This window comes from Pilimelia anulata, assembly GCF_014647895.1.
Classification (GTDB): domain Bacteria; phylum Actinomycetota; class Actinomycetes; order Mycobacteriales; family Micromonosporaceae; genus Pilimelia; species Pilimelia anulata.
On sequence record NZ_BMQB01000008.1, the window covers coordinates 174,598 to 200,092 of the forward strand.

Below are 25,495 nucleotides of genomic sequence, written 5' to 3' on the forward strand. Positions count from 1 at the left end.
CCGGGCACCGCCGGCGGCGGGTGCCACGCGGCGGGGGCCCGTCGGCACCCGCCGTCCCGGCCGGAGTGGGCCGGGGGTCCGCGGCGCCGTGCGCGGACCCCCGGCGGCTCAGGCCGGCGTCACCAGGTGCCGCGCGTACGCGGTCGGGGTGAAGAACGCCGGCAGGTCCTCGGCCAGCGCGTGCTCGGCGAACAGCGCCACGGCCGCGTCGACCCGGCCGTGGCCGGCGGCCGGCCGCTCGCCGCGCAGCGCGGCCGCCTCCTCGTCCAGCAGGGTCCGGACCAGGTCCGCGGTGACCGCGCCGCCGTCGGCCAGCGGCGTGCCGTGGTGGATCCACTGCCAGACCTGGCAGCGGGCGATCTCGGCGGTGGCCGCGTCCTCCATCAGGTTCGCGATGGCCGCCGCGCCGGTGCCGCCGAGCCAGGCGTCGAAGTACCGCAGGGCGACCGCGACGTTGGACCGCAGCCCGGCGGCGGTCACCCGGCCGGGCGTGCGGTCGACGGCCAGCAGGTCGTCGGCGGTGACCACGACGTCGTCGCGGCGCTTCTCCACCTGGTGCGGCCGGTCGCCCAGCACCGCGTCGAACGCCGCCCGGCACGCCGGGACCAGGCCGGGGTGCGCCACCCACGAGCCGTCGAAGCCGTCGCCGGCCTCGCGCTCCTTGTCCGCCGCCACCCGGGCCAGCGCGACCTCGTTGACCGCCGGGTCCCGGCTGGGGATGAACGCGGCCATCCCGCCGATCGCGTGCGCGCCGCGGCGGTGGCAGGTGCTCACCAGCAGCTCGGTGTACGCGCGCATGAACGGCACGGTCATCGTCACCCCGGCCCGGTCCGGCAGGACGAAGTCCGTCCGGTGGCCCAGATTCTTGATCATGCTGAAGATGTAGTCCCAGCGGCCGGCGTTCAGGCCGCTGGAGTGCTCGCGCAGCTCGTGGAGGATCTCCTCCATCTCGAACGCCGCGGTCAGCGTCTCGATCAGCGTGGTCGCCCGGATCGTGCCGACGGGCAGCCCGACGTACCGCTGGGCGAAGACGAACACGTCGTTCCACAGCCGCGCCTCGCGGTGGTTCTCCAGCTTCGGCAGGTAGAAGTACGGGCCGCTGCCGGCCGCGAGCTGCGGCCGGGCACAGTGGAAGAAGTACAGCCCGAAGTCGACCAGGCTCGCCGCGATCGGCCGGCCGTCGACCAGCACGTGCTTCTCCACCAGGTGCCAGCCGCGCGGCCGGACCACGATCGTGGCCGGGTCCGGCCCGAGCGCGTACCGCTTGCCGCGCGGGTCGGTGAAGTCGATCCGCCGCTCGATCGCGTCCCGCAGGTTGAGCTGCCCGCCGACGACGTTGTCCCAGGTGGGTGCCGACGCGTCCTCCAGGTCGGCGAGCCAGACCCGGGCGCCGGAGTTGAGCGCGTTGACGGTCATCTTGCGGTCGGTCGGGCCGGTGATCTCCACTCGCCGGTCGACCAGGCCGGGCGCCGCCGGCGCCACCGACCAGGTCGGGTCGGCGCGCACCGGCGCGGTCTCCGGCAGGAAGCCGGGGAGCTGGCCCGCGGCGTACCGGGCGCGGCGGGCCCGCCGGGTGTCCAGCAGGGCGACCCGCCGGGCGGCGAACCCGCTGTCCAGGGCGACGAGGAAGTCCAGCGCCGCCGGGGTGAGGACCTCGTCGTACCGGTCGCGCATGGGTCCGGTGATGCTGATTCTCATGCGAACTGCTCCTCTTCCGTGGAGCCGCGCAGGGCGGTCGTCGCGGCGGTCGGGTTGAGCACGGTACCGATCAGGTCGAAGTAGCCGGTGCCGACCTCCCGCTGGTGCTTGACCGCGGTGTAGCCGAGCGGCTCGGCGGCGAACTCGCGCTCCTGCAGGTCGACGTACGCGGACATGCCGTCGGCGGCGTACCCGCGGGCCAGGTCGAACATCGCGTAGTTGAGGGCGTGGAAGCCGGCCAGGGTGATGAACTGGAACCGGTACCCCATGTGGCCCAGCTCCCGCTGGAACTTCGCGATCGTCGCCGGGTCCAGGTGCTTGCGCCAGTTGAACGACGGCGAGCAGTTGTACGCGAGGAGCTGGTCCGGGAACTCCGCCTTGATCGCCTCGGCGAACCGGCGGGCCACGTCCAGGTCCGGGGTGCCGGTCTCCATCCACAGCAGATCGGCGTACGGGGCGTAGGCCAGGCCGCGGGCCACGCACGGGTCGAGCCCGCCGCGCACCCGGTGGAAGCCCTCGGCCGTGCGCTCGCCGGTGAGGAACGGGCGGTCCCGCTCGTCGGTGTCGGCGGTGAGCAGGGTGGCCGACTCGGCGTCGGTCCGGGCGATGATCACGCTCGGGACGCCGGCCACGTCGGCGGCGAGCCGGGCCGCGTTCAGCGTCCGGACGTGCTGCCCGGTCGGGATCAGCACCTTGCCGCCCAGGTGGCCGCACTTCTTCTCGGCGGCGAGCTGGTCCTCCCAGTGCACCCCGGCGGCGCCCGCGACGACCATCGCGGTCATCAGCTCGTACGCGTTGAGCACGCCGCCGAAGCCGGCCTCGGCGTCGGCGACGATCGGGGCCAGCCAGTCGGCCACCGCGTCGTCGCCGTCGGCGGCCGCGATCTGGCCGGCGCGCAGCAGCGCGTTGTTGATCCGGCGGACGACCGCGGGCACCGAGTTGGCCGGGTACAGGCTCTGGTCGGGGTACGTCTGCCCGGCCAGGTTGGCGTCGGCCGCGACCTGCCAGCCGGACAGGTAGATCGCCTTCAGCCCGGCCCGGACCATCTGCACGGCCTGGTTGCCGGTGAGCGCGCCGAGCGCCGGCACGTAGTCCTCGTCGTGCAGCAGCGCCCACAGCCGCTGCGCGCCGCGGCGGGCGAGCGTGTGCTCCTCCCGGACGGGGCCGCGCAGCCGGACGACGTCGGCGGCGTGGTACGTGCGGGCCACCCCCCGCCACCGCGGGTCGGTGCTCCACTCGGTCCGCAACTGCTCCACCGATGCGCTCATCCCGGGCCTCCCTCCGGTCCGTCAACGTGACGTGCCGCACACCTTGGCACGGGCGTCGGGGCCGGGTCGAGACCCGCAACAAGCAAAACCTTGAAAAGCTGGCACATCGTTTCGCCAACTTGCGAAGGCCCGCTTGGCACGCGTGCTAACGTATTCAACCCCGTCGACCCAGCGGGATCGAGCCGCGTCGAAGCGCGGCGCGTGCGGGGACGCGGGCGCGAGGAGACGCCATGGCCAGGACGTTCGCCGGCAACCGGCTGCGCCGGCTGCGCGAGGAGCGCGGGCTCAGCCAGGTCGACCTGGCCCGCCAGCTCGGCATCTCGCCCAGCTACCTCAACCAGATCGAGCACGACTCGCGGCCGCTGACCGTGCCGGTGCTGATCCGGATCACCGAGGTGTTCGGGGTGGACACCGCGTACTTCGCCCCGCACGACACGCCGCGGCTGGTCGCCGACCTGCGCGAGGCGCTGCCCGCCCGGGCCACCCTGCCCGACCTGACCGAGCTGGCCCGCCGGCTGCCCGAGGTGGCCGAGGCGGTGATCGACCTGTACCGGCGGTACCGGCAGACCGACGACCAGCTCGCCGAGGTGGTCGGCGACCGGGACTGGACCGGCGCCCGCAGCCCGCACGAGCAGGTCACCGACTTCTTCTACCGGCGGCAGAACTACATCCCGCACCTGGACGCCGCCGCCGAGGAGCTGTCCGCCCGGATCGGCGTGCGCCGGGGCGAGGCCCGGGCGGCGCTGCACGACCGGCTGGCCGACCTGCACGGGGTGCGGATCGTCGCGCAGGACGCCGACGCGCTCGGCGGCGAGCTGCACCGGTTCCGGCCCGGCACCCGGACGCTGTACCTGGCCGGCTCGCTCGGCGCCGGGCAGCAGGCCATCCGGATGGGCGCGCAGATCGCGCTGCTGGAGTACGCGGCGCTGATCGACGAGATCATCGAGGCGGAGCGGTTCGACGACATGCAGACCCGCATCCTCACCCGGATCGGGCTGGCCAACTACTTCGCGGCGGCGCTGATCCTGCCGTACGCGAAGTTCCTGGCCGCGGCGGAGCGGCTGCGGTACGACATCGAGCTGCTCGCCGGGCACTTCGCCCTCGGCTGGGAGAGCATCTGCCACCGGCTGAGCACGCTGCAGCGGCCGAAGGCCCGCGGGGTGCCGTTCTCGTTCGTCCGGGTGGACCGGGCGGGCAACATGTCCAAGCGGCAGTCGGCGACCGGGTTCCCGTTCTCCCGCTCCGGCGGCACCTGTCCGCTGTGGAACGTGTACGAGGCGTTCAGCGCCCCCGGCCGGGTGACCGTGCAGGTGGCGGCGATGCCGGACGGACAGCGGTACCTGTGGATCGCCCGCACGGTGACCCACCGGCACGGCGGGTACGGCCAGCCGGGCAAGACGTTCGCGATCGGCCTGGGCTGCGAGATCCGGCACGCCGGCCGGCTCGTCTACTCCGCCGGGATGGACCTGCACGCCACCGACGCGGCCACCCCGATCGGGCCGGGCTGCAAGACGTGCGAGCGGCCGACCTGCCCGCAGCGGGCGGCGGCGCCGATCGGCGGGCGGCTGGACCTGGACGAGAAGCGCAGCACGTTCATCCCGTACCCGCTGCTGCCCCCGGGCGGCGCGGCGCCCTGACCGCGCCCGGCCGGCGCGGCGGTCAGTCGGCGGCCGGCCGCTGGCCCGCGCGGACGTCGGCGAGCGCGGCCGCGGCCACCTCGACCTCGCCGGCCAGCCGGTCGGCGGCCCGCTGCTGCTCCTCGGCGACCCGCCCGATGTCCCCGACGCCGGACCGGGCCCGGTCGACCGAGGCCGACAGCGACGCCACCGACCGGGCCACGCCGTCGGCGTCGGTGTGCAGCGTGCGCAGGGTCGCGGCGATCCGCTCGGCGGCCCGGGCGCTGCGGTCGGCGAGGTCCTTCACCTCGTGCGCGACGACGGCGAAGCCGCGCCCGGCGGCGCCCGCGCGGGCCGCCTCGATCGTGGCGTTGAGCGCGAGCAGCCGGGTCCGGCCGGCGATCTCGGTGATCACGGTGGCCAGCTCGGTGACGGTCGGCAGGCTGGCGCCCAGCGCCGCCGCGGCCCGGTCGACCGGCTCGCGCAGGCCGGCGGCGTCCTCGATGGCGGCCTCGGCGGTGCCGGCGCCGCCGGCCAGGTCGCGGGCCGCGGCGGCGACCCCGCCCAGCCGCTCGACGGCGCCGGCCAGGTCGTCGGCGATGGCCGCGAGCGCGGCCCCGGCCGCCTCCCGGCTCGCCGCGTCGGCGGCGGTCTGCTCGTCCTCGCGGGCGGCGAACCGGTCCCGCAGGCCCTGTTCGTACTGGCGGTGGGTGTGCTCCAGGAGCTGCTGGTGCGCCTGGAGGTTGCCGAGCATGCCGTTGAACGTCCGGCCGAGGGCGGCGATGTCGCCGTCGCCGGCGGGCTCGATCCGCAGCGACAGGTCGTTGCCGGCGATGATCTGCTCGGCGGTCCGGCGCAGCGGCCGGACCTCGTCCCGGATGCCGCGCCGGATCAGCCACAGGATCGCGACGGTGATCAGGACGACGGCGACGGCGAGCAGGCCCAGCACCCGCAGCAGGGTCTCGGTGGCGAGGTCGTGGATCGGGCGCGGGACGTCCGAGCGCAGGGTGACCGGCCCCTCGTTGACCGTGGGCAGCGCGGCGGACATCCGGATCCGCTCGCCGCGGGTCTGGGTACGGACGTCCAGCGTCCCGAGCGCGGTGCCGAAGTCGCGGTGCGCCACGCCGGGCGGGGCCGCGCTCTCGACCACCTCGATGCGCTGGTCGAGGGTGGTGCTGAGCTGCTGCTGCCAGGCCGCGTCGAGTGCGGAGAGGACGATCAACCCGCCGACCGCCGGGCCGCGCCCGCCGTCGCGGACGACGGCCAGGCCGCAGTAGGCCAGCGGCCCGTCCGGACCCTTCACGACGCCGCAACGCGTGGCGCCGGGCGCGCTGTCCGGGTCGTACATGCGGCGCAGCACCGCCGGGTCGGCCAACGCCCCGGTCGGCGGGCCGTACTGCCCCGCGGCGTCGATCGGCCCGCCCACCCGGACGACGCCGGCGCGGTCGACGCCGAGAACGCCGGTGACGCCATAGAGGTTGCGCAGGATCGCGCCGGGGAAGTCGCGGGCGAAGCCCACCCGGTCGCGGGTGCGGATCTCCTCGTACGCGACGGTCCAGATCGCGTTGGTGGCGCCGAAGTCGGTCAGCCGCTGCGCCCGGGCGTTCAGCGCGACCTGGAGGTCCCGGCCCTCGTCGCCCACGGCGCGGCGCTCCAGCCGGTCGAAGGCGTTGACCGCCACCAGCCAGAGCGGGACGGCGAACGCCCCGAGCAGCACCAGGACGCCCGCGAGCAGGCGCCACTGCGACCACTTCCACATGATCGTGTCATCGTTACAGACCGCGGCCGCTCCGCGGGGTCCATTCCGTCCACGGCCGCCGGACAACCCCGTGGTGCGCCCGGGGCCGGTGTGGCAGGCTCGGCCGCATGGGGCAATCGGGGAACGAGCGGGCCCCGGCGCTGCCGCTGGCGACCGCGCGGCTGCTGCTGCGCCCGGTCGCGGCCGCCGACCTGGACGACGTGTGGGCGTACCAGCGGCTGCCGGCGGTGGCCCGGTACCTGCGCTGGGAGCCGCGGGACCGGGCGGCGGCGCGCGCGTCGGTGGCCGACATGGCCGGCGAGCGGGCGCTGGCCGCCGAGGGCGACTGCCTGACCCTGGCGGCCGAGTGCGGCGGGCGGCTGATCGGGACGGTCGAGCTGGTCTGGGTCAGCGAGGCGCACCGCGCGGGCGAGCTGGGCTGGGTGTTCCACCCGGCGTACCACGGGCGGGGGCTGGCCACGGAGGCCGCCCGGGCGCTGCTGGACTGGGGCTTCGCCGGGCGGGGCCTGCACCGGATCGTCGCCCGCTGCGCCGCCGGCAACGCGGCCTCGGCGCGGCTGGCCGAGCGGCTGGGCATGCGCCGGGAGGCGCACTTCGTCGAGAACAACCACGTCAAGGGCGAGTGGCGGGACGAGTACGTGTACGCGATCCTGCGCCGGGAGTGGGCCGGGGGCACGGGGTAGGCCCCGCGGGGCCGGTGTGGCCGGCGGGAGTCCTCAGCCCGGCGGCGCGGCGGCCGAACATCCCCGTGGGCCAGCCGCAGGAGGCGGTGGCGCCGTAGACCCGACGCCACGGAGGCCCCCGTGCTCACTACCCCGACCCGCCGCCTGGCGTACGCCGTCGCGGCGGCGGCCGCCGCCGGCGCCGTCGCCCTGCCCGCCGCCCCGGCCAGTGCCCACTACGGCCAGGTCGTGCCCGCGGTCGAGTGCGTGACCACGCCGGTGGACGGCCGGTACCGGGCCATCTTCAGCTACACCAACTACGCGGCGTCCACGACGACCGTCGCCCTCGGCAGCGGCAACGCCGTGACCCCGAGCACGCTCAACGGCACCCAGCCGACCCGCTTCTCCCCCGGCCAGCGCCGGGCCGCGTTCACCACCACCGCCGTGCCGGTGGGTACGGAGATCCGGTGGACGGTCAACGGCAACGCCGCGACCGCCCGGGCCTCCTCGCGGAGCTGCGGCCCGCAGGTCAGCCTGCCGGCCGACGGCAACGGCACCGGCCCGCTGATCGCCCTGGGCATCAGCGGCCTGGTGACCATCGCCGTCCTCGTCGTGCACAAGCTGCGCCGCCGGCGGGCCTGATGTACAGCGTGCTGGCCGTCGGCGCGCACCCCGACGACATCGAACTGGGCTGCGGCGGCGCCCTGGCCGCGCACGCCGCGGCGGGCGACGTGGTGACCATGCTGGTGCTCTCGGGCGGGCAGAACGGGCCCGGCTCGGTGAGCGAGCGGGTCGCCGAGCAGGAGGACGCCGCCCGGACCCTCGGCGCGGTGCTGCTGTGGGGGCACCTGGTCGACTGCGCCGTCACCGCCGACGCCGGGACGATCTCGGGGATCGAGCAGGTCATCGACGCCGTCGCCGCCGACGTGATCTACGTGCACGCGCCCGACGACTCGCACCAGGACCACCGGGCCACCGCCGCCGCGGTCGTCTCGGCCGCCCGGTACGGCACCCGGGTCCTGCACTACCAGAGCCCGTCGACGACGGCGTTCGAGCCGACCGTGTACGTCGACGTCGCCGCGCACCTGGACCGCAAGCTCGCCGCGCTCGCCTGCCACCGCAGCCAGGTGGCCGGGTCGGCGATGGTGGACCCGGAGGCGGTCGCGGCCGGCGCCCGGTACCACGGCGCCCGGGCCCGGATCCGGTACGCCGAGGCGTTCGTCCCGGCCCGGTTCGTCTGGGACCTCGGCCGCATCCCCGCCGACGCGCCGCCGGCCCGGGTCGCCGTGGCGCCCGGCCAGGCCACCGCGCCGCCGTGGTGAGCACCGCACCGGGCGCCGGGGGGCACGTCGAGCGGCACTGGATCGCCCTGGTGGTCTACGCGCTCACGTTCGCCGGCGCCGTGTGGCTGATCGGGCTCGACCTCACGCTGGGCGTCATCGCCGGCGTGCTCAACGTCGTGTTCCTCGCGTTCTTCTTCCGGCACCTGGCGTTCGCCATCTCGGCGGCCCGCTGGGCCGAGGCGGACCTGGAGGCGGCGAGCATCGGCCTGGAGGGCTTCACCCCGCCGGTGGCCGTGCTGGTGGCCTGCAAGAACGAGGAGCTGGTCGTCGACGGCATGGTGGCCGCGCTGCTCGGGCTCGACTACCCGGCGGACCGGCTGACCATCGTCGTGGTCGACGACGCGTCCACCGACGGCACCGGCGCCCGGCTGGACGCCTGGGCGGCCACCGACCGGCGGCTGCGCGTACTGCACCGGCCCGAGGGGGCCGGCGGCGGCAAGTCCGGCGCGCTCAACGACGCGCTGGCCGGGGTGGACGCCGAGATCGCCGTGGTGTTCGACGCCGACCACGAGCCGGCCCGCAACGTGCTGCGCCGGCTCGTCCGGCACTTCCGGGACCCGTTCGTCGGCGCGGTCATGGGCCGGTGCGTGGTGCGCAACGGCGCCGACTCGTCGCTGGCCGGGACGATCTTCGTGGACTACCTGTCCGGGTACCTGGTCAACGAGTACGGCCGGCAGGCCCTGTTCGAGCTGCCGGCGTACGGCGGGGCGAACTGCGCCGTGCGGGTCAGCACGCTGCGCGCGCTCGGCGGCTGGAACCCCGACACCGTCACCGAGGACACGGACCTGACCCTGCGGGTGCTGCTGGCCGGCGGCCGGGTCCGGTACGACCCGACGGCGGTGGACTTCGAGGAGGCCGTGCACTCGACCCGCCGGTTCTGGCGGCAGCGGCACCGCTGGGCGCTCGGGCACCAGAAGTGCCTGCGCGACTACTGGCGGCCGGTCGTGCGCAGCCCGCACCTGGGCCTCATGGACAAGATCGAGACCGTGATGTTCCTGTGGGTGTACCACGTGCCGGTGCTCTGCGGGCTCGGCCTCGCGCTGACCCTGCTGCGCGCGTTCGGCGTCGGCGGGCAGGCGATCGTGGGCCTGCTGCCGCTGTCCGCGCTGCTGTTCGCCGGCCCGTTCGCCGAGCTGGCCGTCGGGCTGATCATCGGCCGGGTGGAGCGGCGGGCGGCCTGGCAGCTCGTGGCGTTCCTGCCGGCGTTCGGGCTGTCCATCCTGACCGCCACCCACGCGTACCTCGACGGCATGGTCGGCAAGCGGCTGAGCTGGGCCAAGACCGCCCGCTCCGGCACCGTCGGCGCGGCCCCCGGCGCCGCCCCGGCGCGCCGGCCGGCGACCTTCGCCCGGCGGGCCGCCGCGCCCGCCCCGACGGGGGTGCCCCGGTGACCGCGGCGGTCGGCGAGGGCCGGCTCGTCCGCCGGGTCCGGGCCAGCCGCCGCCGTCCCGGCGCGATCGCCCGCCGGCGCAGCGTGGTGCTGGAGCTGGTCGGCGCGGTCGTCTGGTGCTACGGCGGGTTCACCCTGCTCATCGACCCGGCCCGGCGGGCCGAGGTGAAGCTGGTCCTGCTGCTGCTCGGGCTGTTCGGCGAGAACCGGGTCGCGGGCGCGTTCGAGGACACGTTCCTCGTCTTCGGCCCGGACGGCGGCATGATGCTGGCCGTCCTCACGCCGTCCTGCTCGGCGCTGGCCGCGCTGCTCGCGCTGGGCGCGCTGGCGCTGTTCCTGCTGCGGGACCGCCCGCACGCGCTGCTCGGGGTCGCCGCGGCGGCCGCCTGGGTGATCGGGGCCAACCTGGCCCGGCTCGTCGCCTCCCTGCTCGCCGGTGTCGCGTACGGCGAGGGGGCGCTGATCCTGTTCCACGACTGGGTCGGCGCGCTGTTCAACTTCGCCTACACGCTGATCGGACTCCTCATCTTGATCACCACGACGATGCACAGCGCCGAGCGGGCCGAGCAGGACCGCAGCGGCCGGCACACCGCCAACCGCCCCGACGCCTGGGCCCGCCCCGGCCTCGGCTACCGGGCCGACGACGCCGCGGCCGCGAGCGCCCCGCGCGGCAAGTACCGGCTGATCTCGTTCGTCCACCGGTTCCTGCTGCCCCGGCCGGTGTCCCGCTGGCTGGGCGCCCGCCGCGAGCGCAGCCGGGTCGACTACCGGCTGGGCCACCTCGGCCCGCAGGCCCGGGCGAACCGGGTCGCCGCGCTGGCCGCCAAGGGCCTCGGCGTGCACACCGCCACGCTGCTGGCCGTCGCCTCGCACGAGACCGACCCGGTGGTGCTGGACGCGCTGGCCGCGGCCGTCGCCGCCCGGCAGTGGGAGCCGGTGACCCGGCCGCAGGTGACCGCGCTGCGGCTGTGGGCCCGGGCCTGGATCATGCGCGCGCCCGAGCCGACCCCCGGCGCGGGCGTCGGCGAGCGCACCGTCGCCGTCACCGGCGCGGGCGGCCCCGCGGGCGTCGCGGTGATCCGCGCGCTGCGCGCCGCCGGCCACCGGGTGCTCGGCCTGGACGCCAACCCCGAGGCGGTCGGCCTCCGGCTCGCCTCCGCCGCCGGGGTGCTGCCCCGGGCCGACGAGCCGGGGTACGCCGCCGCGCTGCTGGACCTCGTCACCGAGCACCGGCCGGACGCGCTGGTCTGCACGGTCGCCGAGGAGTACGCCGCCCTGGCCCCGCTGGCCGACGCGCTGACCGACCTCGGCTGCCGCACCTGGCTGCCGGACCCGGCCGCGTCCGCGACCTGCCTGGACAAGCTGGCCTTCGCCGGCGCGCTGCACGCCGCCGGCGTGCCGCACCCGCCGACCGCGGCCGGCGCCGCCCGGGCGGCGCAGCTGCCGGGCCCGTGGATCGTCAAGCCGGTCCACGGCCGCGGCAGCCGCGACGTCGTCGCCGCCGATACCGCCGCCGAGCTGGCCGACGCGCTGGCCCGGGTGCCGGACGCGCTGGCCCAGACCCGGCTCGCCGGCCGGGAGTTCACCGCCGACGCGCTCGTCGGCCGGGACGGCACGCTGCTCACCTGCGTACCGCGCTGGCGGGACGAGACCAAGGCCGGCATCTCGGTGCGCGGCACCACGTTCGACTCGGCCGCGGTCACCGCGATCGTGGCGGCGACGCTGCGCGCGGTCGGGCTGACCGGCCCGGCGAACGTGCAGGGCTTCGTTGCCGACCCGGAGGCGCTCGCCGCCGACCCCGACGCCCCGGTGCGGGTGGCCGTGGTCGAGGTGAACCCGCGGTTCTCCGGCGGGCTGCCGCTGACCCTGGCCGCCGGCGCGGACGTCGTCGGCACGTACCTGGCCGGCATCCTCGACCCGGACGCCGAGCTGCCGCGGCTGACGTACGAGCCGGGGGTGCGGATGGCCCGGCACTTCAGCGAGGTGTACACGGCGGCCGACGGCGCGACCGTCCCCGACCCGCTGCGCCCGGCGGCCCACCCGGCCCCGGCCGCGCCCGCGGCCGCCCCGGCAGCCGGCACGGCGCCGGCCGGTGCGGTGCCGGCCGGGTCGGCGGCCGGTCCGGCCGCGGCGGCGCCGGTGGGTGCGGCGTGACCGCGCGGCGGCGGGTCCTGGTGCCGTGCGGCACCCGCCCGGAGATCATCAAGCTGGCGCCGGTCGTCCGGGCGCTGCGGGCCGCCGGCCACGCCGTGACCACGGTGGACACCGGCCAGCACGCCGCCGCGGCGCTCGGCGCCGCCCGGTACGCCGAGCTGGGCCTGCCCGTCGACATCGCGCTCACCCTGCCGGCCGGCGACCCGGCGCAGCGGCAGGGCGCGCTCACCGCGGACGCGATCCGGACCGTCGGCCGGGTCGCCCCCGACCTGGTCCTCGCCCTCGGCGACACCGCGACCGTGCCGGCGTACGCGCTGGCCGCCCGCGGGCTCGGCGTGCCGTTCGGGCACCTGGAGGCCGGGCTGCGCAGCTTCAACCAGCGCAGCGTCGAGGAGGTCAACCGGCGGGTCGCCGCGGCCGCAGCGCAGCTCCACTTCGCCCCGACCGACCGGGCGGCGGCGTTCCTGGCCGCCGAGGGGGTGCCGGACGAGCGGGTGTTCGTCGTCGGCAACCCGGTCATCGACGCGCTGCGCGAGCGCGGCGCCGCGCCGCTGCCGGCCGACCTGCGCTCCGGCGTGCTGGTCACCGCGCACCGGCCGACCAACGTGGACGACCCGCAGCGGCTGGCCCGGCTCGTGGGGCTGGTCGGGGCGCTGGCCGGGCGGGTCGGCCCGGTGACGTTCCCGCTGCACCCGCGGACCGCCGACCGGCTGCGGGCCACCGGCCTGCTCGACCGGCTGGCCGGGCTGCCCGGCGTGGCGCTGGTCGACCCGCTGCCGTACGACGCGCTGCTCGGCGCGCTGGCCGGCGCCCGGGTGGCGGTCACCGACTCCGGCGGCATCCAGGAGGAGGCGGCGTACCTCGGGGTGCCCGTGGTCGTGCTGCGCCGGTCCACGCCGCGCTGGGAGGGGGTGTCCGCCGGCGGTACGGTGCTGTCCGGCCTGACCTCCGACGACGAGGCCGACCGGGCGCTGGCCGCCGCCGCCGGGCTGAGCGAGCCGGCCGCGCTGGCCCGGCTGGCGGCGCTGCCCTGCCCGTACGGCGACGGGACCACCGGCGCCCGGGTCGCGGCGATCCTCGGCGACCCGGCCACCGACCGGCTGCTCGACCTGGTCGAGCCCGACTTCACCGCCGGCCCGCCGCCGGTGGGGGCCGCCCGGTGACGCCCGCGGCCGTCGTCGTCGACCTGGACGACACGCTGTACCCGCAGGCCGCGTACCTGGCCGGGGCCGCCGACGCGGTCGGCCGCGCCGCGGCCGGGGCGGGGCTGCCCGGCCCGGCGGTCGGCCGGGCGCTGCGCCGGGAGCTGGCCGCCGGCTCGGACCGCGGCGGCACCATCGACCGGGCGCTGGCCGCCTGCGGCGTCGACCCGGCACCGGAGCTGGTCCGGGAGCTGGTCGCGGCGTTCACCGCGCACGCGCCCGCCACGCTGCCCCGGTACCCCGGCGCCGACGCGGCGCTGGCCGCGCTGCGCGACCGCTACCCGGTGGCCTGCCTGACCGACGGCGCCCCGGCGATCCAGCGGGCAAAGCTCGCCGCCACCGGCCTGGCCGCGGCGTTCGACGCGGTCGTGCTCTCCGACGAGCTGGGCGGCCGGGCCGCCCGCAAGCCACACCCGGCCGGGCTGGTCGCCGCCGCGGCGGCGCTGGGCGTGCCGGCCGACCGGGTCGTGATGATCGGCGACCGGCCGGGCAAGGACGTCGCGGTGGCCCGGGCCGTGGGGGCGCGGGCGATCCGGGTGCGCACGGGCGAGTACGCCCGGGCCGCCGACGAGCCCGCCGCCGACGCCACGGCCGACTCGTTCACCGCGGCCGCCGCCCTGCTCCTCACCTGACCCGCCCGGGCCGGCGGTCCGCCCTGCCCGACCCGGCGACCCCGCGGCCGGGGAACGCCGCAGCCCGCAGCCGGTGGCCGGTGATGGTCCGCCGGAGCAGCATCGCATGCCGCGCCGCCCCCCGCTCGGCGTACGCGGGTGTGGTCAACGCCACCCATTCACCTTCGCCGCGCCACCGCTGCCCGCCCTGACCAGGTCGTTCACGGTGGACGGTCGCGCCCGCCCGCACCCGCCCCGGCCGGGGCCCCGCGGGGCGGCGCGCGGAAAAGGACATCGACCCATCCGCATCGGTTTGAGCACCCACCCGGGCCGGGTTAGCTTCGTCGCGTCCTGATCGGACACGTCGGATCCCGGGTGCCCGCGCAGCGGCGCGCCCCGAGTCATGGGGTGAGAGAGGATGCCGCCCACCCGCCCGCCCGCCCCGCCACCCCCGGACCGGCCCCGGCGCATCCACGCGCTGATCCCGGTGCACCGCCGCGCCACCGTCGCCGAGACGATCGACAGCCTGCGCCGGCAGACCCGCCCGCCGGAGGAGATCGTCGCCGTCGTCAACAACTGCCGCGACGACACCGCCGCCGTCGCCCGCGCGGCCGGCGCCCGGGTGATCGAGATGCCGATCAACCCCGGCCTCAAGGCCGGCGCGATCAACCACGGGCTCGCGCTGCTGGACGCCGAGCTGGGCGACGACGACGCGGTGTTCGTGATGGACGCCGACACCACCCTGGCGCCGGTGTTCTTCGCCGAGGCCGAGCGGCGGCTGGCCGACCCCGCGGTCGGCGGGGTGGGCGGCAGCTTCTACGCCGCCACCGAGGACAACCTGCTGCGGGTGGTGCAGGGCAACGAGTACGCCCGGTACGTCCGGCAGATCAGCCGCCGCCCGCTGGCCCGGGCGAACGTGCTCACCGGCGCCGGCGCGATGTTCCGGGTCGGCGTGCTGCGCGAGGTCCGCCGGGCCAGGGACGAAGGCCGGCTGCCGGGTACCGGGTACTACCAGACCGGCGTGCTCACCGAGGACAACGAGCTGAGCCTGGCCATCCAGCGGCTCGGCTACCGGATCGTCTCGCCGAAGGCGTGCGCGCTGTACACCGAGGCGCCGGCCACCCTCGGCGAGCTGTGGCACCAGCGGGTGCGCTGGCGCCGCGGCGCCCTGGAGAACCTGCGCGACCACGGGCTCAACCGGACCACCTGGCCGTACCTGACCAAGACCTGCTGGACCGCGTTCGTCACCCTGCTCTCCCTGCTGTACCTCGGGCTGATCGCCGGGATCGCCGCGACCGACGCCGGGTCGCTGCGCTGGCAGCCGTTCTGGATCGGGGTGTTCCTGGTGTACCTCGCCGATCGGGTGTGGACCTGCCGGGGCCGGGGCGCGCGGCCGACCGCGGTGGCGCTGTGCGCGCCGATCGAGATCGCGTACGACCTGTTCCAGCAGCTCGTGTTCATCGCCGCCTGCTACCGCTTCGCCCGGCGCAGCGACCAGCGCTGGGCGCCCCCCGACCCGGAAGGAGCCCCATGTACGGCAAGGTGACCGGCGGCGTCGGCGCGGCGGGCGGTCTGGCGGCGCTGGCCGACACCGGCATCTCGATCATCTGGCTGCTGATCGGCGCGGTCGCGCTGATCGGGCTGGGCGGCGCGCTGCTGCGGTTCGTCCCGCGCCGGGAGAACTGAGCCCCGCCCGTCCAGTTGCGCTCTCTGGCGGCGGCTTGCCGGCGGCGCGCCCGCCCGTTTCACTGGCCGGGTGGGCGTCGCCCGCCGACCGGACGGGCGGCCGGACGGGCGACGCGCGCAGCCGGCCGCGGCGGCTACCGTCCGCGGTACGGGCACATCGGGCGGCGAGGGGTGCGCATGGGCGGAACCCGGCGGCGGGCGCTGGTCGCGGCCGGCCCCGCCGCGGCGCTGCTGGCGGCCGCGGCGCTGCTGGCCGGGTTCCCCCGGCCGCCGCAGCCGCCCGCCGCCGGCGCGGCCCCGCTGGCCGGCGCGCTGCCGGGCGCGGTGGTCTCCGCGCCCGCCGCCGACCGGCTGCCGGACGGCACGACGTTCGCGCCGCGCCTCTACCCCGCGGCGGACCGCGCGATCGGCACCGCCCCCACGCCCGACGGCCTGGCCCAGCGGGTGCTGGCCCGGTACGCCGACGGCCGGCTGGTCGAGCTGCGCCGGGTGCCGGCCGCCCGCAACCCCGACTTCGCCGGCTTCGCCCCGGCCGGGCCGGGCGCGGTGGTGTGGGCCGAGACCGTACCGGCGCCCGGCGGCGTCAACGTGACCGCGATCCTGCTCGGCGACCCGGTCGCCGGCACGGCCCGGCTGCTCGCCGCGGACGCCGGCAACCCGGTGCTGCGCGGCAGCGCCTTCGACCTGGTGGTGGCCGAGGGCGCCGTGCACTGGGTGCACTGGGCGGTCGGCGGCGTGCGCGGCCGCACGCCGGCCGAGCTGCGCGCGGTGCCGCTGGCCGGCGGCCCGGTGCGCCGCCGGACCGTGCCGCCGCTGGTCGCGCCGACGGCGTGGCCGTACCTGACCAGCGCCGAGAGCGACGTGTCGATCCCGACGGTGCTGTACGACGTGCGCCGGCGGACCAGCCGGGTGGTGCCGACCGACCCGACCGAGTCGGCGCGCTGCCGGCCGTCCTGGTGCCGGGTGGTCGTGGGGCAGGAGAGCGGCGCCGGCCGGGTCGACCTGATGCGCCCGGACGGCCGGGACCGGCGCCGGGTCGCCGGCGCCGACGCCACCGAGGTGATCGCCGACCTCGCGGTGGCCGACCGGTTCGAGCCCGTCGGCGTACCGGAGCCCGGCCGCGGGACGGTGACCCTGCGCCTGGTCGACCTGGCCACCGGCCGGCTGTTCGAGGTCGACCGCGGCGTCGCGGTCGTGGCGGCCGGGCCGGACACGCTGTGGTGGGCGGTCGGCCCGCCCGGCGGCCCGTACCGCTGGCGGGCGGCGGACCTGGCGCGGGCCGGCGACCCGTCCCCCATGTGAGACAAACGAGGTTCAAATAGTTGAATCCGGCTATCGTGGGCGGGCTGTCGTTTCCCGGGGGAGATCATGCCGAACGCACTCGGCGCGGCCCTGGCCGCCGCGCCCCTGCTCGCCGTCCTCGCCGCGCCCGCCACCGCGGCGCCGGCCCGCCCCGCGCCCGCGGCGCCCGCCGGCCCGGCCGCCGCGCCGGGTTGGCCCGCCCCGGGCTACGACGCCGGCGGGTCCCACTACAACCCGGACGAGTCGGTGCTCCACGCCGGCAGCGTCCGCCGGCTCGCCCCGCGCTGGCGGCTGCCGCTGCGCCCCGGCGCCTGCGGCACCGCCGGCCCGGTGATCGGCGCCGGCCTGGCCGTCACGGCCGACGCCGACGGCATCGCCGCGCGCCGGGTCGGCGACGGCACCCCCGCCTGGCGGGCCACCGCCGCCGCCGACCGCGCGCCGACCGGCCTGGTCATCGCCGGCAACCTGCTCGTGCACACCGCCCGGCGCGGGCCCTGCCGCTCCGACGGCGGCGCCGCCGACGGCCTGGTCACCGTGTACGACCTCGGCACCGGGGCGCGGCGGTGGAGCGCGCGGGACGACACCGCCACGGACCGGGTCATCGTGGACAACGGCCACGTCATCGTCAGCGGCGACAACGTCAATGGTCCGACGATTACCGCGTACCGGATCACCGACGGGCGCGTCCGGTGGACCCGCGACGGCGACGCCGACACGCACCGCATCGTCAGCACCGTCGTCGCCGACCACACCCTGCTGGTCGAGCACCGGGGCGAGTTCCGGGGCCTGGACACGGCGACCGGTGAGCTGCGCTGGGGCGGGCGGGACGGCTGGTTCACGTACCTCGCCGCGGCCCCCGGCGGCCAGTACTACGTGGGCGATGCGACCACCTGGTCGCTGTCCGCGCACGCGCCCGGCGGCGACGACCCGCAGTGGAGCGTGGACGCCGTCAGCGACCGGATCGCCGCCGACGGCCGCCGCGTGTACCTGGGGATCGGGGACCGGCTCGCGGCGTACGACGCCCGCGACGGGCGGCTGCGCTGGTCGGTGCCGTGCGGCGGCCGGGTCGGTCGGCCGCTGCGCGCCGGCGGCCTGGTCTACGCGCCGGTAGCCGGCGGCCCGCTCGTGGTCCGCGACGCCGCCACCGGCGCCCGGGTCGCCGCCGGCTCCGCGCTGGCCGGCCCGCTGACCCCGGTCGCGGTCGCGGGCGGCCGGCTGTACGCGCGCACCGGAACGGACCGGGTGACCGTCTTCGCGCCCTGACGCCGGCGCCCGTGGATCATCATCCGTCGAAGAGAACTCAGTTATCGCTTCGCCCCGCCGTCTGATCCGGCATGGGGGCGGCCATGGATGGCCGTCGTGATCAGATGGACGAAGGAGCGATTCGTGATTGCTTCACGTGGGCAGTCGGCCCCTGCCGGGTCCGGCGCCCGTTGGCGGGTTATGCGTACGGGTAGGACGGTTACGGCCGGTGTGGCCGTGGCGATGATGGTGACGATGCTGGACGTGCCGGCGCGCGCGGCCGGCACCGACGCGGCACCGGACGAGGCGACGGCGGTCGCGGCGGCGCGGGCCGGCGGCGAGCGGGTCCGGATCACCGGGCTCACCACCGAGACCGACGAGGCGTGGGCGCTGCCCGACGGCACCGTCGAGTGGTCGCACCACTACCGGCCGGTACGGCTGGAGCGCGACGGCGACTGGGTGCCGGTGGACACCACGCTGGAGGTCCGGCCGGACGGGACGGTCGGGCCGCGGGCCGCCGCCGCCGACATGGCGTTCTCCGGCGGTGGCACCGAGCCGCTGGTGGCGCTGGCCAAGGAGGACAGCACGGTGGCGTTCGGCTCGCCGCTCGGCGCGCTGCCGACACCGGTGCTCGACGGCGACACGGCCACGTACCCCGAGGTGCTGCCCGGCGTGGACCTGCGGCTGCGGGCCGACGTGGACGGGTACGCCCAGCAGCTCGTCGTCAAGAGCGAGGCCGCGGCGGCCAACCCGGAGCTGGACCGGCTCACCTTCCCGATGGTCCGCGAGGACGCCACCGTGCGCGCCGACGCCGCCGGGAACCTGACCGTCGCCGACGCCACGGGGGCGGAGCTGTTCATCGGCGCCACCCCGACCATGTGGGACCAGGACTTCGCCGACGCGCACCGGGACACCGGCGGGCAGCCCGACCCGGCGCACCACGGCGTCGAGGAGGAGATGGCCGTCGCGGTCACCGCCGACAGCCTGTCGATCGTGCCGGACGCGGCCATGCTCGCCGACCCGGACACCACGTACCCGGTATACATCGACCCCGGTTACACCGCCCCCCGGCGCAACTGGACGTACACCAGCTCCGCCACCCCCAACACGAACTTCTGGAACTCCGGCGCCGACGCCCCGATCGGCACCCCCAACGCCGGCGCCACCAAGTACCGGTCGTACTTCGTGGAGAACGCCGACAACATCCCCTGGACCCCCTCCGACTACCTGGTCTCGGCCAAGCTCCAGCTCCAGTTGGAGTACTCGGCGTCGTGCGTCCCGATGGAGTTCAGCGCGTACTCGCTGACCAGCTCCCCCGGGCTGACGACGACCTGGAACAGCCAGCCGGGGATCAACAAGATCCTGTCCAGCGCGACCACGAACCTCGGGCGGCCCGGCTGCGCCGACCCCGGCACGGTCAAGCTGGACGTCACGTCGCTGGCCCGCAACTCCCAGCTCAACGGCTGGAACAACGTCAACATCGGACTGAAGGCGACGAGCGAGACCGACACCCGCGGGTACAAGACCTTCTCGAACAACCCCAAGCTGGTCGTGGTCTACACCTCGTACCCGCGGTTCGTCGCCAACGCGATGCTGCCCGGCGGCGCCTGCGCCACCGGCGCCGGCCGGCCGGTCGTCAACACGGCGACGCCGGCGCTGGCCGCCGAGTACAGCGACAGCGACTCCACCACCGCCGACGTGACGGTCGAGTGGTGGGACGTCAACGGCACCGCCCCGCTCGGCAGCACCACGCTGGCCGACGCCGACCTGCGGCTCACCCCGACGGCGGCGGTGCCGGGCGGGCAGCTCGCCCACCTCGGCACGTACAAGTGGCGCAGCCGGGCGTCCGACTCCGGCGCCGAGACGCCGTGGTCGGACTGGTGCGAGTTCACCGTCGACACGACCGTCCCGGACGTCTCCTCGCTGGACTACCCGGAGAACGCCGGCGGCGGACCGGCCGGCAGCGCCGGCACGTTCGCGATCAGCCCGCCGCCGGGGATGCCGGACGTGGCCACGTACACGTACTGGCTGAACGGCGGGGCGACGACGCAGGTGGCGGCCGACCCGGCCAACCCGGTCGCCGTCACGGTGACGCCGACCACCAGCGGGGACCAGGTGCTCTCCGTGGTCGCCCGGTCGTCGCTCGGCGTGGACTCGCCGGCCCGCGCGTACCGGTTCCGGGTCGGCGCCGACGCGCTCGCCGCGCTCGAACCGGTGCCCAGCGGCGGCGCGAGCGGCACCGGCCAGATGGAAACGTCCGAGGATTGGGTGTCCACGTCGTCGTCGAACGTCCCGCCGTGGGACGAGGGCGCCTCGGCGAGCACGATCCGGTACAGCCCGGCCCGGTGCACGGCGGCGCTGGACAACCCGCGCGGCTCCGGCGCGGCCGGCACCGCCGGCACGGTGGCGGTGCACGGCCTCGGCTCGTGCGACGCCAACGTCAGCACGCTCAGCGCGCGGACGTGGCTGCTGCGGATGGACCAGTGGGGCTGGACCCTGGTCGGCGATTCCGGGGTACGCCGGACCACCGGCATCGATACGATCAGGAGCACGGCCGCGAGCCCGTCCTGCATCGGCCGGCCGGCCGGCACGTACCGGGGCACCACCTCGCAGATCAGCGTCGAGTCCGGGAGCAGCTACCACGCGGCGCTGTCCCGCTCGCGCACGACCGTGAGCTGCACGCCGGGAGGGTGAGATGACGCTGCGGCGCCCGCGGGCGCCCGGCTCCGCCGCGGGTCGGCCGTTCCGGCCGGCCCGCGCGGGGCGGTCCGCCGCCTCGCCCCGGCACCCGCTGCCGGGGCGGGCGGCGTGGCCGCTGCTGCTCGCGCTGCTGCTCCCGACCGGCTGCGCCGGCGACCCACCGGGCCCGCCGGGCAGCGGGTCTCCGGGCAGTGCCGGGACGCCGGGCGGGGCTCCGCGGGGCGCCGGGTCGCCGGGCGGCGGCGGGTCGGGCGGGGTGCCGCTGCGCGAGTACGTGCCGCCGCCGGACGCACCGCCGGGGGTCGTGCTGCTGCGGCCCGGCGGGGCTGCCGTGCGGGGGCTGCTGGTGCGGGCGCAGTGGCGGGGGCGCAGCGACGCCGCCGGCACCCGCGGGGTCCCGCGCGCCGGCGCGGTCGCGCTGGCGGCGGGTGTGCCGGTACGGCTGCGGATCGACACGGCCGCGCCGCCGGCCACGGTGGACGTGCTCACCTACTCGGCGGTGGACGGCCGCGGGCTGCCGGTCGGGGCGCCGCGGCTGCACGAGTGCGCCGGTGCCGGGCCGTGCGGGTACACCGCGACCGGCGGCCGGGTCACCGTGCGGTTCACGCCGCCGGCGGGCTGCCGGCTGCTGGTGCTGGCCGGGGCCTGGTCGGTCGCGGAGGGCGGCGCACCGACCGCTCTCGCCCTGGCCTCCTGGGCTTTCCCCACCGAACCGTGACCCCCGATCGCTGTGGCGCCCGCGCGGCGCCGGCCTGACACCGGCGTCGCGCGGGCGCGGCGGGGTCAGGCCGGGTGGGTGGTCGTGGCGTCGGCGGTGCCGCGGCGCTGGTCCGGGACGGCCGGGGTGCGGGCGTCCGCGTCCGCCGGGGTGGCGCCCACCGGCACCGCGGTACGGGCGGGGTCGCCCGTACCGTCGGCGGCGGGGTCGGGGTCCGTCGGGGTGGCCGTGCCGTCGTAGGCCGCGCGGTCCAGGATGCCCGCGCGGGCCGCGACCACCACCGGGACGAGGAGCTGGCCGCCCACGTTGGTCGCCGTCCGGATCATGTCCAGGATCGGGTCGATCGCCAGCAGCAGTGCCACCCCGGCCAGCGGCAGCCCGAGGGTGGACAGGGTCAGCGTGAGCATCACGATCGCGCCGGTCAGGCCGGCGGTGGCCGCCGAGCCGACCACGGCCACGAAGGCGATCAGCAGGTAGTCGGTGAGGCCGAGGTCCACGCCGAAGACCCGGGCGACCAGGATCGCGGCCAGCGCCGGGTACACCGCGGCGCAGCCGTCCATCTTGGTCGTGGCGCCGAACGGCACGGCGAACGACGCGTAGTCGCGGGGCACGCCGAGCCGCCGCGCGGCCCGCAGCGACACCGGCAGGGTGCCGAGCGAGGAGCGGGACACGAACGCCAGCTCCAGCGCCGGCCAGGCGCCGGCGTAGAAGCGGACCGGGTTGAGCCGGGCGGCCAGGGCGAGGATCAGCGGGTACACGCCGAACAGCACCAGCAGCGAGCCGACGTACACGCCGACGGTGAACCGGGTCAGCGGGGCGAGCAGGTCCCAGCCGTACGAGGCGACGGCCCTGCCGATCAAGCCGGCGACGCCGATCGGGGCGAGCCGGATCACCCACCACAGCGCCTTCTGCACGATCTCCAGCACCGACCGGCCGACGGCCAGGAACGGCTCGGCCCGGTCCCCCACCGCGAGCGCCGCCGCGCCGGTGACGATGGCGAGGAAGACGATCTGCAGGACGTTGAACTCGACGAACGCGCCGACGGCGTTGCTCGGCAGGATGCCGGTGAGGAAGTCGGTCCAGCCGCCGGCGGACTCCGGCGGCTTCGCGGCGGGGTCGACGGCGAGGCCGCGGCCGGGGTCGAGCAGCAGGCCGAGCCCGATGCCGACGGCGACCGAGAGCAGCGCGGTGAGGGCGAACCAGCCGAGCGTCCGGACGGCGAGCCGGGCCGCGCCGGCCACCCCGCGCAGGCCGGCCACGCTCACCACGATCGCGGTGAAGACCAGCGGCGGGACGGCCAGCTTCAGCAACTGGACGAAGATCGCGCCGACCCGGGCGAGGGTCTCGGTCAGCCAGTCCAGGGCGAGCCCGCGGGCCAGCAGGCCGAGCAGGACGCCGGCGACGAGGCCGGCGAGGAGCTGCGCCCAGAGGGGGGTCCGGCGCAGCGGGCGGAGGGCGGCGATGGCCATGGGGGTGTCCTTGTCTCGGGGTACCCGCGCCGACGGCGGGCGTATAGCATGCTTTTCCTATCGTAGAACTAGGGTTTTGACAATGGGCCCACCGGGGCGGGAGGAGCATCGATGGATCTGGAGCTGACGGGCAAGCGCGCGCTGGTGACCGGCGGCAGTCGCGGGATCGGCCTGGCCATCGCCCGGGCGCTGGCCGCCGAGGGCGCCGACGTCGCCATCGCCGCCCGGGACCGGGCCCGGCTGGACGCCGCCGCGGCGGCCCTGGCCGGCCGGGGCGGGCGGGTGGTCGCGGTGCCGGTGGAGACCGGCGACGACGCCTCGGTCCGGGCGGCGGTGGCCGCGGTCACCGAGCGCCTCGGCGGGATCGACATCCTGGTCAACAACGCCGCGGCGCCCGGCGGGCTGAGCCAGGGCGTGCCGCCGTCGCGGGTCACCGACGCGCAGCTCGTCGACGACGTGAATGTCAAGGTCACCGGGTAACTGCGCACCGCCCGGGCGGTCGCCCCGGCGATGGTCGCCCGCGGCTGGGGGCGGATCGTCAACATCGGCGGCCTGTCCGTCCGGTCGGCCGGCAACCTCGTCGCCACGCTGCGCAACGCCGGCGTGGTCGCGCTGACCAAGAACCTCGCCGACGAGCTGGGCCCGCACGGGGTGAACGTCACCGTCGTCCACCCCGGCGCCACGGTGACCGAGCGGACGCCGGCCAGGGTCGCCGCGGCCGCCGCCGAGTGGGGCGTACCGGCCGACGAGGCGGCCCGGCGGCTCGCCGCGGGTACGGCGATCGGCCGGGCCGTGACCGCGGACGAGGTGGCCGCGGTGGTCGCCTTCCTCGCCTCGCCGGCCGGCGTGGCGATCAACGGCGACGCGATCGCCGCCGGCGGCGGCGCGACCGGCCCGATCCACTACTGACCGGCCCGCGCGGGCCGGCGGATGACCGGCTCGCGCCGGCCGGCCGATGACCGGCGCCGCGCTGACCGGCGGCGCCGCCCGCGCCCCGCCCCGGGGCCGGGTGCCGGTCGCGGGCATGCCGAGGGGGCCCGCGAGGGCCGGTCGGGGTGCGTGCGGTTCGGGTGGTCGCCGCGGTGTGGGGCCCGGGGCGGGGTCGTGCGGGTCCTGCGGTCGGTCGGTCGTGCGTCAGGCGGGCGTGGGTTCGCCCGGCTCCCGGACGGCCGCCGGGGGCGGTGCGCCCGGGGGCGCCTGCGGGATGCGGCCGTAGCTGGTCCGGATCAGGGCGATCAGCTCGCTCAGCCGGGGCGGCGGGTCGTCCCGCCACCAGGCGAGCCTTACCGGGATCGGCGGGACGTTGCGGACCACCCGGTACGCGATCCCCGGCCGCGGGTGCTGGTTGACCGTGGCCTCCGAGGTCATCCCGACGGCCTGGCCGGCGGCGATCAGCGTCAGCCACTCGTCCACGCCGTGCGTCACCCGGGTCGCCACCGGCGTCGACTCGCGGTGCCACAGCTCCAGCGTGGTGGTCCCGGTCCGGCACTCGATGGCGACCGTGTACCGGGCCAGGTCGGCCAGCATCAGCGACCGCCGCCGGGCCAGCGGGCTGTCGGTGGCGACGGCGGCGTACCGGGCCTCGACCCCGACCAGGGCCGTGTCGAACCGCGAGTCCTGCAACGGCCGGCGGATCACCGCGATGTCCGCGGTGGCCTCGCTCAGCCCGCTGGTGGGGGTGTTCGCGTGGACGAACACCAGCGGGACGTGCGGGTGCGCCGCCGCCCACTGGCGCTGGAGTATCCGGGTATGTCGCCCCAGCGCGGACCAGGCGTAGCCGATCCGCAGTTCGGTGTCGGTGTCCTCGACGCTCTGCTGTAGGTGGTGCACCTCGTCGAGGATGCGCCGGGCCCGGGCCACGACCCGGTGGCCGGCGGCGGTCAGCTCGACGTGCCGGGTGGTGCGCTGGAGCAGCCGTACGCCGAGCGCGGTCTCCAGTGCCGAGATCGACCGCGACACCGCGGCCTGGGACACCCCGAGCGCCGTGGCGGCGTCGGTGAACGTACCGGAGTCCACGACCGCAATGAATGATTGGACATGTCGCAACTGCACATCCATGCGCGCAGCGTATGGGGACGGCGCCATAGTTATTTCCCTCAAAAGCCGAGTTCCGTCAGAATCTCGCTCAGTAATGAGCCGGCTGCTCCGAGGTGTACGTCGCCCGATCGTACGCGGATGTCTGGCCGGGACCGTATCACGCAGCACGGCCCGCAGCTCTCCCCCGACGCGCCCCGGGGCAGCGGCATTGGGCCAGGTCGGCCGGCATGGCGGTGCCGGGTCGAGGAGCGCGGCGAGGGGGTGGCCGAGGCATCGTCCGGCGGATGGGGCGGACGGGAGTCGTCGAACCGGTCCGGTGCGGGTGGCACCCGGCCCGGCGCTTCCCTGCCGCCATGCGGTTGCCCGGAACGATGTGTTGACGCTCCCCCGTCGGGGCGGCCGGCCGGCGACGGCCCGGCCGCCCGGATCGGTGGACCACTATCGACGTGCCGCCCGGCCCCGAACCGGCGACGGGCGGCGCGCGTTCACCGAGCGGTCGGGGTCCGGTGCCAAGGGACGGCACCGGATCCCGGCCACCCTCGGCATGCCCGCCGGCGGGCGCGCATTGATGCGCGCGATGCGGTTGTGCGCTGTCCGGACCGCCGTGATCCGTACGCATAGCGTATCGATCGACGGCG

General features: G+C 76.7%; 18 protein-coding genes and 2 pseudogenes. 15 read left to right on the forward strand and 5 right to left on the reverse strand.

Translation table 11 applies throughout. The features are described from left to right. Nucleotides 1–108 precede the first annotated feature (108 nt). Both aceB and aceA read right to left on the reverse strand, forming a co-directional pair. Nucleotides 109–1,698 carry a malate synthase A gene (gene aceB / locus IEY94_RS17980; protein ID WP_189171366.1) on the reverse strand — a complete coding sequence of 530 codons (1,590 nt, stop codon included), beginning with the start codon at nt 1,696–1,698 and terminating at the stop codon, nt 109–111. Further along, complete coding sequence (aceA, locus tag IEY94_RS17985) at nt 1,695–2,966, reverse strand: isocitrate lyase (protein ID WP_189171367.1); 1,272 nt, start codon at nt 2,964–2,966, stop codon at nt 1,695–1,697. Before aceA ends, aceB begins: the two co-directional genes overlap by 4 nt. A 230-nt stretch (nt 2,967–3,196) precedes the next feature. Here aceA and IEY94_RS17990 point away from each other — a divergent pair, with 230 nt between their 5' ends. After that, nucleotides 3,197–4,603, forward strand: a complete 1,407-nt coding sequence (locus IEY94_RS17990; protein WP_189171368.1) for a short-chain fatty acyl-CoA regulator family protein — start codon at nt 3,197–3,199, stop codon at nt 4,601–4,603. Nucleotides 4,604–4,625: 22 nt separating this feature from the next. Here IEY94_RS17990 and IEY94_RS17995 read toward each other — a convergent pair whose 3' ends face one another. Further along, on the reverse strand, nt 4,626–6,341 hold the full coding sequence (locus IEY94_RS17995) for a methyl-accepting chemotaxis protein (protein WP_189171369.1): 1,716 nt from the start codon (nt 6,339–6,341) through the stop codon (nt 4,626–4,628). A gap of 107 nt (nt 6,342–6,448) precedes the next feature. Here IEY94_RS17995 and IEY94_RS18000 point away from each other — a divergent pair, with 107 nt between their 5' ends. The 13 genes from IEY94_RS18000 (at nt 6,449) to IEY94_RS18060 (ending at nt 21,351) form a co-directional block, all read left to right on the forward strand. After that, a complete protein-coding gene (locus IEY94_RS18000) occupies nt 6,449–7,024 on the forward strand; it encodes a GNAT family N-acetyltransferase (RefSeq protein ID WP_189171370.1) in 576 nt (191 codons plus the stop codon). Between the two features lie 120 nt (nt 7,025–7,144). Then, on the forward strand, nt 7,145–7,645 hold the full coding sequence (locus IEY94_RS18005) for a hypothetical protein (RefSeq protein WP_189171371.1): 501 nt from the start codon (nt 7,145–7,147) through the stop codon (nt 7,643–7,645). After that, nucleotides 7,645–8,325, forward strand: coding sequence for a PIG-L deacetylase family protein (locus IEY94_RS18010; protein ID WP_189171372.1), 681 nt, complete (start codon nt 7,645–7,647; stop codon nt 8,323–8,325). Before IEY94_RS18005 ends, IEY94_RS18010 begins: the two co-directional genes overlap by 1 nt. After that, entirely contained in the window at nt 8,319–9,737 is a 1,419-nt protein-coding gene (locus IEY94_RS18015) for a glycosyltransferase family 2 protein (protein ID WP_189171373.1), read from the forward strand. The genes IEY94_RS18010 and IEY94_RS18015 overlap by 7 nt, the downstream gene beginning before the upstream one ends. Beyond that, a complete protein-coding gene (locus IEY94_RS18020) occupies nt 9,734–11,890 on the forward strand; it encodes an ATP-grasp domain-containing protein (protein WP_189171374.1) in 2,157 nt (718 codons plus the stop codon). Before IEY94_RS18015 ends, IEY94_RS18020 begins: the two co-directional genes overlap by 4 nt. Continuing rightward, complete coding sequence (gene wecB / locus IEY94_RS18025) at nt 11,887–13,053, forward strand: non-hydrolyzing UDP-N-acetylglucosamine 2-epimerase (RefSeq protein WP_189171375.1); 1,167 nt, start codon at nt 11,887–11,889, stop codon at nt 13,051–13,053. Before IEY94_RS18020 ends, wecB begins: the two co-directional genes overlap by 4 nt. Next, nucleotides 13,050–13,724, forward strand: coding sequence for an HAD family hydrolase (locus tag IEY94_RS18030; RefSeq protein WP_189171376.1), 675 nt, complete (start codon nt 13,050–13,052; stop codon nt 13,722–13,724). The genes wecB and IEY94_RS18030 overlap by 4 nt, the downstream gene beginning before the upstream one ends. A 397-nt stretch (nt 13,725–14,121) precedes the next feature. After that, entirely contained in the window at nt 14,122–15,249 is a 1,128-nt protein-coding gene (locus IEY94_RS18035; protein ID WP_189171377.1) for a glycosyltransferase family 2 protein, read from the forward strand. Further along, nucleotides 15,234–15,389 carry a hypothetical protein gene (locus IEY94_RS18040; RefSeq protein WP_189171378.1) on the forward strand — a complete coding sequence of 52 codons (156 nt, stop codon included), beginning with the start codon at nt 15,234–15,236 and terminating at the stop codon, nt 15,387–15,389. Before IEY94_RS18035 ends, IEY94_RS18040 begins: the two co-directional genes overlap by 16 nt. A gap of 177 nt (nt 15,390–15,566) precedes the next feature. Further along, a complete protein-coding gene (locus IEY94_RS18045; protein WP_189171379.1) occupies nt 15,567–16,691 on the forward strand; it encodes a hypothetical protein in 1,125 nt (374 codons plus the stop codon). A gap of 66 nt (nt 16,692–16,757) precedes the next feature. Further along, nucleotides 16,758–17,954: an outer membrane protein assembly factor BamB family protein gene (locus IEY94_RS18050; protein ID WP_189171380.1), complete on the forward strand. Its 1,197-nt coding sequence runs from the start codon at nt 16,758–16,760 to the stop codon at nt 17,952–17,954. 222 nt (nt 17,955–18,176) lie between these two features. Further along, on the forward strand, nt 18,177–20,627 hold the full coding sequence (locus tag IEY94_RS18055; protein ID WP_229784238.1) for a DNRLRE domain-containing protein: 2,451 nt from the start codon (nt 18,177–18,179) through the stop codon (nt 20,625–20,627). A 1-nt stretch (nt 20,628) separates the two neighbouring features. Beyond that, on the forward strand, nt 20,629–21,351 hold the full coding sequence (locus tag IEY94_RS18060; RefSeq protein WP_189171382.1) for a hypothetical protein: 723 nt from the start codon (nt 20,629–20,631) through the stop codon (nt 21,349–21,351). A gap of 200 nt (nt 21,352–21,551) precedes the next feature. On the opposite strand, the pseudogene IEY94_RS18065 reads toward IEY94_RS18060, so the two are convergent. After that, a pseudogene (locus IEY94_RS18065) lies at nt 21,552–22,796 on the reverse strand (dicarboxylate/amino acid:cation symporter); the annotation flags it as partial. A gap of 135 nt (nt 22,797–22,931) precedes the next feature. Here IEY94_RS18065 and IEY94_RS18070 point away from each other — a divergent pair. Further along, a pseudogene (locus IEY94_RS18070) lies at nt 22,932–23,729 on the forward strand (SDR family NAD(P)-dependent oxidoreductase). A gap of 225 nt (nt 23,730–23,954) precedes the next feature. Here the strand turns inward: IEY94_RS18070 and IEY94_RS18075 are convergent. Beyond that, nucleotides 23,955–24,905, reverse strand: a complete 951-nt coding sequence (locus IEY94_RS18075) for a LysR family transcriptional regulator (protein ID WP_306341610.1) — start codon at nt 24,903–24,905, stop codon at nt 23,955–23,957. Between the last annotated feature and the right edge of the window lie 590 nt (nt 24,906–25,495).